Source organism: Rhizobium sophoriradicis, assembly GCF_003939025.1.
Taxonomy (GTDB): Bacteria; Pseudomonadota; Alphaproteobacteria; order Rhizobiales; family Rhizobiaceae; genus Rhizobium; species Rhizobium sophoriradicis.
This window is the reverse complement of sequence record NZ_RQIH01000010.1, coordinates 146,568-160,776: the sequence shown is the minus strand read 5'-3', so window position 1 is coordinate 160,776 and position 14,209 is coordinate 146,568. Positions and strand designations below refer to the sequence as shown.

Here is a 14,209-nt window from a genome sequence, read left to right as displayed (position 1 = left end):
CTTCAGGTGCGGTTACGTGCCGCGCACCTGCAGCAGTTTGGCGAGCTCGCCCGCCGCCGCCTGCAGTTGCTCCGGTGGAAAACCGCCGAAACCCAGCATCAAGCCGGGGCGTGCCGGCTGCGCGCCATACATGGGGGAGATCGCCCGCACTGCAAGGCCGGTCGAAAGGGCGTGCGCTGCCAGTCGCACGTCGTCGGCTTCCTCGGGCAGCCATAGAAGGATGTGCATGCCCTGATCGCTCGGCTGAACATGGCACCCTTCCGGCAGAACCCGCTCGAGCGCCGCGAGCAGAACAGCGCGGCGCTCGGCATAAAGACCCCGAATGCGCCTGATATGCGCCTCGAAATAACCTTCCCTGATATAGGCGGCCAGAACGTGCTGTTCTGATATCGGCGAATGCCGGTCAAGGATGGCGCGTGCGCCCGCGAAGGCTTCTGCGAGCGGCGCCGGGGCGATGACGTAACCGAGACGCAACGACGGAAAGAGCACCTTGCTGAAGGTGCCGAGATAGATGACGCGCGACGGACGCAGCCCCTGCATGGAGGGAAAAGGGTGGCCGGCATAACGCAGTTCGCTGTCGTAGTCGTCCTCCACGATCCAAGCCCGGTTCTGGTCGGCCCAGGCGATCAAAGCGTTGCGCCGCGCCATGCTGAGGGGCATGCCGACCGGATATTGGTGCGAAGGCGTGACGAATGCGGCGCGCGCTTCCGGGCAGAGTTCGAGGCCGCGTTCCACATTCATTCCTTGTGCGTCGACTGGGATTCGATGCGTCCGAACGCCGAGATCGTCGAGCACTGCCGTCAGGCCGGGATAAGCGGGATCCTCGGCCCATACCGGGTCGTCATGCGACAGAAGAACCCGGCCAGCCATATAGAGGCCTTGCTGGGTGCCTGACGTAACGATGACCTGCTCGGGTTCGCAATGAACGGCCCGTGCACGGCGCACGTGGTCGGCAATGGCGATGCGCAGCTCGAGCACACCCATCGGATCGTGGTAGCCCGAGGGGGCGGCCTGTTTTGAGGCGCGCATTCGATTGCCGAGACGGCGCCAATTGTCGTCGGGCGCAATGCCGGAAGCGGGCACGGCGATGGCGAAGGGAACGGGCGGGTGAGGGGTCAGCGCATGGGCGATCGATATCAGCCGGGCAGCCGGGGCAGGCAGGTCCACCGCCTCTGCGGACGCCGGCGCGGGCGGTGGCGGCGGAAGTGCCGGCGCCATGTCCGTCAGGGCGGTGGCAACGCGAGTTCCCGCGCCCACTCTCGCCTCGAGATAACCTTCGGCGGTCAACTGGTCGAAGGCTTCGACGACGGTGCCGCGGGCGATCTTCAAAGAGGCGGCAAGGCTACGCGTCGAAGGAAGACGCTCGCCCGGCCTCAGTTCGCCGCAGGCAATGGCGTGCCGCAGCGCCTGTGCAAGCCGGCGGCCGACATCGGCCGTTCGGTCGATCCCGTGGAGAGACGGAATTTCGATGGTGGCCCGTCGCTTCGACATTGCAAAATGGTCCATGAAGATTCTTGAAAATGGCGCTTCATGGTGAACCAATTTTAGAAGAGAAGGAAGGCCTCAGCGACTTCTGGAAAGCGAAAATGCAGGATCTTCTCGTCGTCTATATCGCCTATGTCATCGCAGCAGGAAGCCCAGGGCCAAGCAACATGGCGATCATGAATGTCGCGATGAGCCAGGGGCGCCGACCGGCCCTGGCGCTTGCCGCCGGCGTGATAACGATGTCGACATGCTGGGGTCTGATTGCCGTCACCGGCATTTCGACACTGCTCGTACGCTATGCTCATGCCCTGTTATTCCTCAAGATCGCGGGCGGGCTTTACCTCCTCTGGCTCGCCTGGAGGGCGGCTCGCTCGGCCGCTGCCACGGATGCGCCGGCAGGCGAGCCAGCCCGACTGTCGACGGACTTCGGCATGCTCTATCGCCGTGGGGTACTGATGCATCTCGGAAACCCCAAAGCGGTTCTGGCCTGGGTCGCGATCATGTCGCTTGGCCTCAAACCGGGCGCTTCGCCCGAGATGGCGGTCACGGCTTTCGGCGGCTGTGTGCTGCTCGGGATATCGATATTCGCCGGTTATGCCCTGCTGTTCTCGACGGCGCCGATGGTGCGCGGCTATGCCAGGGCGCGCCGCTGGATCGAGGCAAGCCTTGCTGTGTTCTTCGCGGGCGCCGGATCGCGCCTGCTGTTCTCAAACTGACGCTTCTGCAGGATCACATCATGTCTTCGGCTTCTCCCTTTCACGGCCTTTCGGCCTTTCCGGCAACCCCCGCGAATATCGATGGCCGCGTCGACACCGAAGCCCTCGGCGGCCTTCTGGAACGCTTGTGCGACGCGGGTGTCGCCTCTGTCGGGCTTCTCGGCAGCACCGGGATCTATGCTTACCTCACGCGCGAGGAGCGGTTGCGCGCCGTCAAGGCCGCGGCCGAATGCGTCGCCGGCCGTATTCCTCTCATCGTCGGGGCCGGGGCTCTCAGAACGGACCACGCCGTGGGTCTTGCCAGGGATGCCGAGGCGGCCGGCGCGGATGCACTTCTGCTGGCGCCGGTCTCCTATACGCCGCTGACGCAGGAAGAAGCCTATGAGCATTTCCTGGCGGTCGCGAAGGCGACGAAGCTGCCGGTCTGCATCTACAACAATCCCGGCACGACCCATTTCACCTTCAGCCGGGAGCTTCTCCAGCGCCTCTGCGATATCGAAACGATCAGGGCGGTGAAGATGCCGCTGCCTGTTGACGGCAATTTGCCAGGGGAACTTGCGGCCTTGCGGGAGAAGACCGATCTCGCGATCGGTTACAGTGGCGATTGGGGCGCGGCCGATGCGCTGCTTTCCGGCGCAGACGCCTGGTACAGCGTCATCGGCGGTTTGCTGCCGCGCACGGCTCTCGGCCTGGCCAAGGCCGCCATGGCCGGCGACGTCGATGAGGCACGCCGGCTCGATAAGGTGTTCGCGCCGCTATGGCAAACCTTTAAGGCATTCGGAAGCATCCGCGTGGTCTATATGCTGCTCGAGCATCTCTCACTCGCCAGGGCGGAGCTTCCGCGACCGCTCCTGCCGCTGAAATCAGCGGATCGCCAGCGTGTGCTCGAGATCGTCGAGCCGCTGATCGCTCTGGAGGGCGGGCGGAAGAGCTAGTCCTTGTTGTAGAGGCTGCTCAGCGGCTTTTTCAGTATGCTTTCGCGCAGCGACGAGCCGGGTTCCCGGCGGGTGATGGCCGGCTGGTCGGTCGGCGGCGCAGGTCGCGGAAAGATCGGTTCCTCGCGGCGCATCTCGCGGCGCAACGCATCGAGCCGTGGATCGACGGGTGGAGGTGCGGCCGGGTCCAGCCCCGGCGTCTGCGGCAGCAGTTCGCGCCGGTAGGATTCGAGAGGCGCCGAAACCGGTGGTGGCGAGGCCGGTGGAGGCGGTGCGTAGGGCTTGGCCTCGAGAACCTCGTCGGCGTCATCCGCCTCGTCGGAAGGTGCCGTCGATGCGCCGAAGCTCTGCTGGAAATTCGAAATATCGGGTCCGACCGTCACCGCCCGCATGCGGGTGACGATCTTGCGCAGATCGACCGTATCCGGATCTTCCTCGCTATGCTTGCTGTTGGCGCTGGCAGCTTTCGGCAGCAGGTTTTCGTCGACGCGCGAAAAGCGCATGCGCATTGGCACGCTGATCGCCTCGCCGAAGGCGATCGCCTCGCCATTGCCGATCGAGGAGATGAAGCTCGTCGTCGAGATCGATGAATTCGGGATGGCCGAGCGGATGATTTCCTGGTCGCGGTCGTTGGCAAGGCGCATGGCAAACAGCGTCGAGCACTGCGACAGGATCGTCTGGTCGAGCTCGCCCGGCCGCTGGGTGATGATCCCAAGCGAGACGCCGTATTTTCGGCCTTCCTTGGCGATGCGGGCGATTGCCTGGCGCGTCGGCACGAAGCCGAGGCTGGGATCGGAGGGGATATAGCGGTGGGCCTCCTCGCAGACGACGAGCATGTGGATGGCGCCGTCACTCCAGAGTGCCACCTCGAAGGCCATGCGGCAGAGCACAGAGGCGACCGAATTGACCACTTCGGAAGGAATGCCGGCAAGCTGGAAGGTGCAGATGGGCCTGCTGTCTCCGGGAATGCGGAATATCTGCGCGATGGTGTCGGTGATCGTGTCGCTGATCGTGTTGTTGGAAAACATGAAGTGATAGCGTGGATCGTTGATTGCAGCGATCAGTCGCATCTTCAGCGAACGCAGGGAGGGTTTTTCGGCGCGGCCCTCGAGGCGGCCGATGCGCTCGTCGATCAGGGCCAGGAGATCGGCCATGCGATAGGGAACCGGCGTATCGGCGGTAATCGAGCTCTTTTCCGTCGTCCGGCGCACCAGTGAGTTATCGCTGCCGCGGAAGGCGCGCTTGGCCTCGGGCATGATGTCGCGCAGCATATCCAGTTCTTCAGGCACCGGCGGGCGGCCGCGGAAGACGACTTCGGCGAACTCCTCGAGCCGCATCAGCCAGAAGGGCAGGTCGAGCGTATCTGTATCGATGGTGACAGCGTGCTTGGGAAAGGCGGCGGCGAATTCATTGTGCGGATCGAGGATCAGGACGCGCAGCTTCGGGTCCGCCACAATCGCCTTGTGCAGCAGCAGAGAGACTGCCGTCGACTTGCCGACGCCGGTCGAGCCGACGACGGCGAAATGCTTGGAGAGCATCGAAGGGATGTGGATCGCTGCATCGATGCTTTCGTCCTGCGTCAGCTTGCCGATGACGGCTGTCGTGCCCGTTCCGGCATCGTAGATGCGCATCAGGTCGGCAGCACGGATGCGGTGGGCGATGGCGCCGAGATAGGGATAACGAGAGATGCCGGTTGAGAATTCCTCGCGCCCGTCCTCATCGACGCGGACTTCGCCGAGCAGCTCGGTCTCGATCTTGAAAGTGTTGTCCTCGCCTTCGCCCCAGGCGTGGCCGCCGGTGTTCATCTGATAGACGAGGGCAACGACGCGGTTGCGGCCGACGCTAATCGAAATCAGCCGGCCGACGGACCAGAGTTCGGTAAGATCAGTCCCGCCCTCAACGGCGACGGCGGCAATCGTCGCCCGCGAGCCGCTGCATGCAACAACGCGGCCGAGAAAGCGATTCCCCGGCGCGAGGCCATCGCGGCGATCGTGCTCGCCTGCCTTGCCAGACATGCGCAAGTCGTTGTTGAGCAACGGGCTACTCCTACAGTAGCGTTAAAGGATAAAGTCGATCCTTTAACAAATCCTTCATCCTATCGATTTTCAGGGGCGAAGGGGCGGGGCAGTTTTTTATTGTGGCATGCGTTGACGCTGCGAAATTTTCTGTCTATCACTTCGGACCATGAAAATCGCAACGGCTCTTATCGTGGTGGGAAAGCGCATGGGCAGGGTGGTGTAACCATCCGGCGACAGCCACCCATGCGCTAGATGACAGGCTCCTCCGGGGCCTTTTTTTATGCCCGAAATTCGGGCTTCCGGCCACAAACGCAAATCCCAGCATCAAACGGAACAGACAGATGAGCACGGACAATCAGGCGGCAGGCAATCGGATGACGGGAGCGGAGATCGTTCTCAAGGCGCTGAAGGACAACGGCGTCGAACATATCTTCGGCTATCCCGGCGGCGCGGTTCTGCCGATCTACGACGAGATCTTCCAGCAGGAAGAGGTCAAGCACATCCTCGTGCGCCACGAGCAGGGTGCAGGCCATGCGGCCGAAGGCTATGCCCGCTCCACCGGCAAGGTCGGCGTCATGCTGGTCACATCAGGCCCCGGCGCCACCAATGCTGTGACGCCGCTGCAGGACGCGCTGATGGATTCGATCCCGCTCGTCTGCCTGACCGGCCAGGTGCCGACCCCGCTGATCGGCTCCGACGCCTTCCAGGAATGCGATACGGTCGGCATCACCCGGCCCTGCACCAAGCACAACTGGCTGGTCAAGGACGTCAACCAGCTCGCCGCCATCATTCATGAGGCTTTCCGCATCGCCCAGTCCGGCCGTCCGGGTCCCGTCGTCGTCGATATTCCGAAGGACGTGCAGTTTGCGACCGGCACCTATACGCCGCCCGCCGATTACCCGATCCAGAAGAGCTACCAGCCGAAGATCCAGGGCGACCTCAACCAGATCCATGCGGCAATCGAGCTGATGGCGAATGCGCGCCGGCCGATCATCTATTCCGGCGGCGGCGTCGTCAATTCCGGTCCGGAAGCCTCCAAGCTGCTGCGCGAGCTGGTCGAGCTCACCGATTTCCCAATCACCTCGACGCTGATGGGCCTCGGCGCCTATCCGGCTTCCGGCAAGAACTGGCTGAAGATGCTCGGCATGCACGGCTCTTACGAGGCGAACATGGCGATGCATGACTGCGACGTCATGGTCTGCATCGGCGCCCGCTTCGACGACCGCATCACCGGCCGTCTCAACGCCTTCTCGCCAAACTCGAAGAAGATCCATATCGACATCGATCCGTCCTCGATCAACAAGAACGTCCGCGTCGATATCGGCATCCGCGGCGATGTCGGCCATGTCTTGGAAGACATGGTCCGCCTGTGGCGGGCGCTGCCGAGGAAGCCGGAGAAGAACCGCCTTGAGGATTGGTGGAGCGATATCGCTCGCTGGCGGGCGCGCAACTCCTTCGCCTATACGAAGAACAACGACGTGATCATGCCGCAATATGCGCTGGAGCGGCTCTATGCGCATACCAAGGACCGCGACACCTATATCACGACCGAAGTCGGCCAGCATCAGATGTGGGCAGCGCAGTTCTTCGGCTTCGAACAGCCGAACCGTTGGATGACCTCGGGCGGCTTGGGCACGATGGGTTATGGCTTGCCGGCCGCCCTCGGCGTCCAGATCGCCCATCCGGAAAGCCTCGTCATCGACATTGCTGGCGACGCCTCGATCCAGATGTGCATCCAGGAAATGTCGACGGCGATCCAGTATGACGCGCCGATCAAGATCTTCATCATGAACAACCAGTACATGGGTATGGTGCGCCAGTGGCAGCAGCTGCTGCACGGCAATCGCCTGTCGCACTCCTATACCGAGGCGATGCCTGATTTCGTCAAGCTGGCGGAAGCCTATGGCGCGGTGGGCCTGCGCTGCGAAAAGCCGGATGAGCTCGACGACGCCATCGTCGAGATGATCGAGGTCAAGAAGCCGGTCATCTTCGATTGCCGCGTCGCCAATCTCGCCAACTGCTTCCCGATGATCCCCTCGGGTAAGGCTCATAATGAAATGCTGCTGCCCGACGAAGCCACGGACGAAGCGGTCGCCAACGCGATCGACGCCAAAGGCCGTCAGCTCGTATAATGATAAGGTAGGAACCCAGGACCATGAACGCACATCTTCAGCCCACCGGCTCTGCCTACTTCATCTCGCCGGAAACGACGGCGATCGAGAGCCATACGCTTTCGGTCCTCGTCGACAACGAACCGGGCGTCCTTGCCCGCGTCATCGGCCTGTTCTCGGGCCGCGGCTACAATATCGAAAGCCTCACGGTTTCCGAGACCGAGCATCAGGCGCATCTTTCCCGCATCACCATCGTCACGCGCGGCACGCCGCACGTGCTGGAGCAGATCAAGGCGCAGCTCGATCGCATCGTGCCGGTTCATCGCGTCGTCGATCTGACGGTGCGCGCCCGCGAACTTGGCCAGGAGCGGCCGATCGAGCGCGAAGTGGCGCTGGTCAAGGTGATCGGTGAGGGCGAAACCCGCGCCGAGACGCTGCGCCTTGCCGATGCGTTCCACGCCAAGGTGGTGGATGCGACGATTGATCATTTCATTCTGGAGATCACCGGCAAGTCGTCGAAGATCGACCAGTTCGTCGCGATCATGAAGCCGCTTGGTCTGATCGAAGTCTGCCGCACCGGCATCGCGGCGATGAACCGCGGCGCGCAGGGGATGTGAGGCACGAGCTTCCTACTTCCCTAGGCGTCATCCTCAGCTGTGCTTACTAGGCAAGGGACGGAGACGGCGCGGCGAATCTCTTCTCCCCTCGGGGAGAAGGGGGAATCGCGAAGTCGCGGCGTATTGCCGGATAGGGCTTGTCAGCAGTTCGGGCCGCTGGAGATCAAAGCATCTCCAGCGGCTTTTTCCTTGCCGGCGGCGGGAAGGCGGCGTCGAGCGCTTGCCAGTCCTCGTCGGTGATCTCAAGCGAGACGCAGTCGCGGTTCTCCGCGACGCGTTCGGCATTCGACGTCTTCGGGATGACAATGACGCCGTCGCGTTCGAGCAGGAAGGCGAGCGCCAGCTGAGCGGGCGTCGCCTGATAGGCTTTGGCGATGCGGATCAGTTCGGGATGGTGAATGATGTGTCCCTGCTCGATCGGCGAATAGGCCATGATGGGAATGCCGCGGCTCTGGCACCAGGGCAGGAGATCGAATTCGATGCCGCGGCGGGAGAGATTGTAGAGCACCTGGTTGGCGGCGACATTGGCGCCGTCGGGAACCCTGAGCAGTTCCTCCATGTCGTCGGTGTCGAAGTTGGAGACGCCCCACGCGCCGATCTTGCCTGACGATTTCAGCATTTCGAAGGCTGCGACGGTCTCGGCCAGCGGATAGTTGCCGCGCCAGTGCAGGAGATAAAGATCGATCCGGTCGGTGCCGAGCCGTTCCAGGCTGTGCTCGCAGGCTTCGATCGTGCCTCTCAGGCTGGCGTTCCAGGGATAGACCTTGCTGACGATGAAGACCTCGTTGCGCCGTCCTCTGATCGCCTGGCCGACGATCTCCTCGGCGCCGCCGTCGCCATACATTTCGGCAGTGTCGATCAGCGTCATGCCGAGATCGATGCCGGCCTTGAGGCTTTCAATCTCCATCCTGGCATCGCCGGCATCCTCGCCCATGGCCCAGGTTCCCTGGCCGAGCGCCGGCACTTCCGTGCCGTTCGGGAATTTGACGGAGGGGATGGGGTCATCCTGCATGATTTTTTCCATTTTTAGGAGATTGCGCAGCGTTCTTATCTTTCAACTAATCCTGTCACCATGACAATGATGTAATGGCGTCAAGAGTTTAGGGTTAGGCTGACCTAAATAATCAGACCGCGGAAAAGAGCCGGCTTTGGGAGCTCGCATGCCGCTGGATACGTTTCTCGCCCTCGTTCTCTTCGCCTTCACGACGTCGATCACGCCGGGGCCGAACAATATGATGCTCTTTGCCTCGGGCGTGAATTTCGGCTTCCGCAGGACGATCCCGCATATGTTCGGCATCGGCGCGGGTTTCTTCTCGCTGCTGATCGGCGTCGGCCTCGGGCTCGGGGCGCTGCTGCACACGATGCCCCTGGTCTATACGGTGCTGAAGTTCGCCGGCGGCGCCTATCTTGTCTGGATCGCCTGGAAGATCGCCTCCTCGCGTTCGCTGAGCGAAGGCAGGGACAGTGCTGCGCCAATGTCCTTTTTTTGGCGGCGGCCTTCCAGTGGGTCAACCCGAAAGCCGGGGTGATGGCGGTCACCGCGATGGCGACCTACACCAATCCCGAACTCTATCTCGCCAGCGTGCTGATCGTCGGCCTGGCTTTCGCAGTGGTCAACGTGCCGAGCGTCTCGACCTGGGCGGGCTTCGGCTCGGCGCTCAGTGATTGGCTTTCCGATCCCATGCGGCTGAAGTGGTTCAACATCACCATGGCCGTGCTTCTCGTGGCGAGCCTCTGGCCGATGCTAAAATAGAGCAATCGACGGTTTCGTGAGCAGCAGCCATTCCTTAAGCATCAGCGTTCATCCAGGGTGGCAAGCGCCGTCAGCGTCAGCAGGACCGACGGCAGCACCTTGACGAGGGGGCCGAGCGGATCGAGCCAGAGCGCGGGTTCGAGCAGGCTGCCACCGGCGAGATAGGCCAATGAGACGGCGAGCATGCCGAGAAGGGCGCGTTTGGCGAGCGGGCGAACAAGCACAGCGGCGCCGAGTGCTACGTCGATAAGGCAGGTCGCAAGCGTCAGCGCCGTTGCCGCCGCTTCCGGCATGAAGGGCAGGAAGTGCGTCGAGGCCCTTTCCAGCGAAAGCAGCGGGATTAGGCCGGAGAGCAGCCAGAAGGCCGACAGGCCCGATATGATGAGCGGCTTCAGGAGATAGAGCCTGGCGAACCAGAGATCCTGCAAGCCGGAGGGATTGGCTGCGAGCGTCGCCGCCGCCGATGTCGCGGTGAGGCCGCTTTCCCCCTTGGCGCTTCGTATGCCCTCCGACATGACTGTCATCGCCGTCGAGCGCAGCGGCGAACGCCAGCCGAGCAGGCCTGCCATATCGGCAAACCAGGTCACTGGTCGCGTAAGCCAGGGAGCAAGCGAAAGGACGCGGGCGGGCGGCAGGCCCAGCCATTGCCGGTGAAGGCCGACGAGTTCGGCGAGCGTCAGCACCTCGCCGGCGGCGAGATCGACATCGCCGCGTAGACCGCCTGCGATCGCTCGCGACACAGCTTCCGCGACGTCATCCACCGAAAGCGTTTCGGCCGGGCTCTCGGCATGGACGAGCGGCAGCGCCAGCGGAAGGGCGGCGAGCGCCCTGACGAGCGATGAGCCGCCATGGGCGTTGCGGCCGAGCACGAGGGCAGGGCGCAGGATGAGATGAGGCAGGCCGCTTGCCGCCAGCGCCTCATCGGCCCGCTTTTTGGTGGCGAGAAAGGGCAGCGCGCCTGCCGCGCCGGCGGTCCTTGCCGATATCTGCACGATCAAAGGACGGGAGCGCTTCGCCGCGGCATAGAGCGCCAGCATCGCATTCGCCTGGGTCGCCGCGAGATCGTCCGAGAGTCCGTCCTGCAGGGCGCCGGCGCAATTGACGACGGCGTGCCGGTCTTTGAGGAGGTTCTCCCAGTCCTCGGGCTTTGTCATGCGCGAGAGATCGGCGCGCCGCCAGTCGATTGCCGGCTGCTTCAGGCGGGCTCGCGCGGGATTGCGGCCGAGCCCGGTCACGGCATGGCCGTCTGCAGCGAGTCGGGCCGCGACGACCGAGCCTATGAAGCCTGTTGCGCCGAGAATCAGGATGTTCATGGCGGGAGATTAGCGGAAAAGTTTGCGTGGGATAGGAGGGCGGGGTTGTGGTGTATGGTAGAAGGAAGGTGGATGCTTTGAGGGCAGAACGTTGCTTCATTCCCCTTCTCCCCAGCGGGGAGAAGATGCCGGCAGGCAGATGAGGGGGTGAGCGGCGTGGCCGCGAATGCACGGAGCGTAAGCGAAGGGCAACGATGACGGGTGTGCCGTGTGGCCCCTCATCCGACCCTTCGGGCCACCTTCTCCCCGAGAAGAGGAGGAGCGTGCCGCGCGCGTTGAGGAAACAGGGCGCCGATCGGCGTTCCGGGAGGATATTGCGTTGCACGACGACCACAGTGACGACCACGACCACCACCGCGACAGCCACTATTCCGACATGCAGGCCCGCGTGAAGGCGCTGGAAACGCTGCTGACGGAGAAGGGGCTGATCGATCCCGATGCCATCGATGCGATCGTCGAGACTTACGAAACCAAGGTCGGGCCGCGGAACGGCGCGCATGTCGTCGCCAAGGCCTGGAGCGATGCTGATTTCGCCGACTGGCTGAGGCGCGATGCGACGGCGGCGATCGCGAGTCTCGGTTATACCGGCCGGCAGGGCGAGCATATGCGCGCCGTCTTCAATACGGCTGAGACCCATAACCTCGTCGTCTGCACGCTCTGCTCCTGTTATCCCTGGTCGGTGCTTGGCCTGCCGCCGGTCTGGTACAAGGCGCCGGCCTATCGTTCGCGGGCGGTGATCGATCCGCGCGGCGTGCTTGCCGAATTCGGGCTTACCCTGCCGGCGGACAAGAAGATCCGCGTCTGGGATTCGACGGCGGAGCTGCGCTATCTGGTGATCCCGGAGCGGCCGAAGGGCACGGAGGGCATGGATGAGACAGCACTTGCCGGTCTCGTCAGCCGCGACGCGATGATCGGCACGGCGGTCGCCGGCAGCCCGGAGGCACTGTCATGAACGGACCGCACGATCTCGGCGGGCAGATGGGCTTCGGGCCTGTCGCACCCGAAAAGAACGAGCCCTGTTTCCATTCCGAATGGGAAAAGCGCGCGCTCGGCATCACGCTCTCCTGCGGCGCCTTCGGCGCCTGGACGATCGATGAAAGCCGGCATGCGCGTGAGAATATCCCGCCGGCCGATTACCTCGCGGCGAGCTATTACGAGATCTGGATCCGCGGCGTCGAGACGCTGCTCACGCGACACGGCTTTGCGACGCGCGAGGAACTCTTGTCCGGCCACAGGCTGCAGGATGGCACGGCGCCGAAACGGGTGCTGAAGGCGGAGATGGTGCCTGCCGTGCTTGCCAAGGGCGGGCCTTGCGACCGGCCGGTGGATGGCGAGCCACGCTTTGCGGTCGGCGAGCGGGTGAAAACGAAGAATTTCAATCCGGCGACCCATACGCGATTGCCGCGTTATGCCCGCGCCAAGACCGGCGTTGTCGAAGCGGTGCAGGGCTCCTTCGTTTTTCCTGACGATAATGCCCATGGCAAAGGCGAGAATCCGCAATGGCTCTATACCGTCGTTTTCGACGGCGGCGAGATCTGGGGCGAAGGCGCGGACCCGTCGCTGATGGTTTCGATCGATGCGTGGGAGAATTATCTTGAACGAGCATGAAACACCGCCGCTGACGCAATCACCGGGCCTGCCAAAGTCGCCGGAGGGCGAGCCGGTTTTTGCCGATCCATGGATGGCCGATGCCTTCGCCATGGTGGTGGGGCTATACGAAAAAGGCATCTTCGACTGGGACGAATGGACCCATGCGCTTTCGATGCAGTTGAACAGGCGCGGTCGGGCCGAAGACGGCAGCGACTATTTCGACTGCTGGGTAGCAGCCCTCTCCAACATCATCGTCGACCACGGCATCGTCGACGTGGACGAGATCCTCGACCTGCAGCAGAGCTGGCAGCGCGCCGCGGAGGCAACGCCCCACGGGCAGCCGATCGAGCTCGCCAACGATCCGCTGCGCTGATCCTCACGACGGAAACTGCCTGTAGCATTCCTCGGCCACCGCGCGCAGCGTCTCACGCGAGATTTCGCCGGTGACGGCGTAGCCGAGTTCGCCGTCGATCCAGTAGAAGGTTTCGAGATTGCCCGAAGAGGCGAAGCGGAAGCTCGTCGTGCGGTTTTCCTTGTTGCGGCCGACCATGACGGTCAGGCGCTCGCCCGCCTGGTTCTCGTACATGAACATGGCGCCGGGCCTGCCGTCGACCGGCAGCAGGCGGCCACCGACCAGCTTGAAGCCGAGCGGCTGCAGGTTTGGGATCTTGAGGTTCTGGATCGCCAGGCGCTTGCCGAGCCAGGTGGCGAGATGGGCCTCCTCGTCGGCGAAGACCTCGACCGGGTGGCGAACCTCGGCGGCATAGACGGTGAAGGCGGTCTCGGCCTGTTTCGGCAGGGTTTCGGAACCGGCTAGCTGCAGGTCCGGCTTTGCCAGAAGGGCCGGGCCATAATGGCCGCTGACGGCACCGAGCGCGAAGACGACGAGCGCTGCGGCGGCGGCTGCCCAGCGGTTCGGCGCCGACGGGATGGCGTGCGGGGGGGCGACGAGCAGGACATCGGTGTCCTTTGCCTTGTCGTAACCTGCAAACAGCGTGCGTATGCCCGTATTCTGCGCCTGCCATTCTGCGACCATCGCCGCTTCGTCGGGATTATCGGCGAGATAGGCCTCAATGCGGGCGCGCGCCGTTTCGGGCAACTCGCCGTCGGCATAGGCGTGAAGATCGGCTTCGGTGACGATCGGGTTGGCGTCGTTCATTTCGGTCTCCGAAGCGTAATGATGTTATCGGCCTTCAGATGTTCGGCGACGCGGCGGCGGGCGCGCGACAGGCGGGACATCACCGTGCCGATCGGGATATCGAGCGCGGCGGCGACCTCGCTGTAGCTATATCCCTCGACGACGACGAGCATGAGCACGGCACGGTACTCCTCCGAAAGGCTGTTCAGCGCGTTATCGAGCCGGGTGCGTTCCAGCGGATCGGCCGGCGCTTCGGGTGCTGCCATATCTCCTGCGGCGTCGAGCTCGACCATGCCGTCGCGCGCCTTGCCGCGCCGGCCGTTGCGGTAAAGATTGGTCATGATGGTCAGGACCCATCCGCGCAAGTTGAGGCCGCGCCATTGACCGCGGCGCGCCAGCACCTTCTCGACGCAATCCTGAAGCAGATCCTCGCCATCCGCATCCGAGCGCGTCAGGCTTCGCGAATAGCGCCGGAGCGAGGGAAGGAGGGCCAGGATCTGGCCCTCGAAACTTTCGGGTGCGGGTGTCTTCAC

General features: G+C 63.5%; 13 protein-coding genes and 1 pseudogene. 8 read left to right on the top strand and 6 right to left on the bottom strand.

From position 1 onward, the window contains the following. Positions 1 to 12: 12 nt before the first annotated feature. Positions 13 to 1,491, bottom strand: a complete 1,479-nt coding sequence (pdxR, locus tag EFR00_RS18420) for a MocR-like pyridoxine biosynthesis transcription factor PdxR (RefSeq protein WP_183738681.1) — start codon at positions 1,489 to 1,491, stop codon at positions 13 to 15. A gap of 95 nt (positions 1,492 to 1,586) precedes the next feature. Here pdxR and EFR00_RS18415 point away from each other — a divergent pair, with 95 nt between their 5' ends. Together EFR00_RS18415 and EFR00_RS18410 are read left to right on the top strand one after the other, a co-directional pair. Next, complete coding sequence (locus EFR00_RS18415; protein ID WP_077993094.1) at positions 1,587 to 2,201, top strand: LysE family translocator; 615 nt, start codon at positions 1,587 to 1,589, stop codon at positions 2,199 to 2,201. Between the two features lie 20 nt (positions 2,202 to 2,221). Next, positions 2,222 to 3,136, top strand: coding sequence for a dihydrodipicolinate synthase family protein (locus tag EFR00_RS18410; protein WP_077992976.1), 915 nt, complete (start codon positions 2,222 to 2,224; stop codon positions 3,134 to 3,136). Here EFR00_RS18410 and EFR00_RS18405 read toward each other — a convergent pair. Continuing rightward, the gene (locus EFR00_RS18405) at positions 3,133 to 5,172 is read right to left on the bottom strand and encodes an ATP-binding protein (RefSeq protein ID WP_077992974.1); all 2,040 of its coding nucleotides are present in this window, start codon (positions 5,170 to 5,172) and stop codon (positions 3,133 to 3,135) included. The two genes, EFR00_RS18410 and EFR00_RS18405, sit on opposite strands and share 4 nt — an antisense overlap. Positions 5,173 to 5,495: 323 nt before the next feature. Between EFR00_RS18405 and EFR00_RS18400 the strand changes: the two genes are divergently transcribed. Both EFR00_RS18400 and ilvN read left to right on the top strand, forming a co-directional pair. Then, positions 5,496 to 7,286 (top strand): acetolactate synthase 3 large subunit, encoded by a 1,791-nt coding sequence (locus tag EFR00_RS18400; protein ID WP_077992972.1) that lies wholly within the window; start codon positions 5,496 to 5,498, stop codon positions 7,284 to 7,286. A gap of 23 nt (positions 7,287 to 7,309) precedes the next feature. Continuing rightward, the gene (gene ilvN / locus EFR00_RS18395; RefSeq protein ID WP_009994120.1) at positions 7,310 to 7,882 is read left to right on the top strand and encodes an acetolactate synthase small subunit; all 573 of its coding nucleotides are present in this window, start codon (positions 7,310 to 7,312) and stop codon (positions 7,880 to 7,882) included. Between the two features lie 163 nt (positions 7,883 to 8,045). Here the strand turns inward: ilvN and EFR00_RS18390 are convergent, their stop codons facing one another. Next, positions 8,046 to 8,894 carry an aldo/keto reductase gene (locus tag EFR00_RS18390; protein WP_077992970.1) on the bottom strand — a complete coding sequence of 283 codons (849 nt, stop codon included), beginning with the start codon at positions 8,892 to 8,894 and terminating at the stop codon, positions 8,046 to 8,048. Positions 8,895 to 9,042: 148 nt separating this feature from the next. Between EFR00_RS18390 and EFR00_RS18385 the strand changes: the two are divergent. Further along, positions 9,043 to 9,635 (top strand): annotated as a pseudogene (locus EFR00_RS18385) (LysE family translocator). Between the two features lie 41 nt (positions 9,636 to 9,676). Here the strand turns inward: EFR00_RS18385 and EFR00_RS18380 are convergent. Beyond that, the gene (locus EFR00_RS18380) at positions 9,677 to 10,948 is read right to left on the bottom strand and encodes an SDR family oxidoreductase (RefSeq protein ID WP_077992968.1); all 1,272 of its coding nucleotides are present in this window, start codon (positions 10,946 to 10,948) and stop codon (positions 9,677 to 9,679) included. Positions 10,949 to 11,267: 319 nt separating this feature from the next. Here EFR00_RS18380 and nthA point away from each other — a divergent pair, with 319 nt between their 5' ends. The 3 genes from nthA to EFR00_RS18365 are packed head-to-tail and all read left to right on the top strand — an operon-like array spanning position 11,268 to position 12,911. Further along, complete coding sequence (gene nthA, locus EFR00_RS18375; RefSeq protein ID WP_039620842.1) at positions 11,268 to 11,900, top strand: nitrile hydratase subunit alpha; 633 nt, start codon at positions 11,268 to 11,270, stop codon at positions 11,898 to 11,900. After that, on the top strand, positions 11,897 to 12,556 hold the full coding sequence (gene nthB, locus EFR00_RS18370; protein WP_077992966.1) for a nitrile hydratase subunit beta: 660 nt from the start codon (positions 11,897 to 11,899) through the stop codon (positions 12,554 to 12,556). The genes nthA and nthB overlap by 4 nt, the downstream gene beginning before the upstream one ends. Further along, entirely contained in the window at positions 12,543 to 12,911 is a 369-nt protein-coding gene (locus EFR00_RS18365; protein WP_009996853.1) for a nitrile hydratase accessory protein, read from the top strand. Before nthB ends, EFR00_RS18365 begins: the two co-directional genes overlap by 14 nt. Before the next feature lie 3 nt (positions 12,912 to 12,914). Here the strand turns inward: EFR00_RS18365 and EFR00_RS18360 are convergent, their stop codons facing one another. Both EFR00_RS18360 and EFR00_RS18355 read right to left on the bottom strand, forming a co-directional pair. Beyond that, entirely contained in the window at positions 12,915 to 13,697 is a 783-nt protein-coding gene (locus EFR00_RS18360) for an anti-sigma factor family protein (protein ID WP_009996854.1), read from the bottom strand. Continuing rightward, positions 13,694 to 14,209 carry an RNA polymerase sigma factor gene (locus EFR00_RS18355; protein ID WP_009996855.1) on the bottom strand — a complete coding sequence of 172 codons (516 nt, stop codon included), beginning with the start codon at positions 14,207 to 14,209 and terminating at the stop codon, positions 13,694 to 13,696. Before EFR00_RS18355 ends, EFR00_RS18360 begins: the two co-directional genes overlap by 4 nt.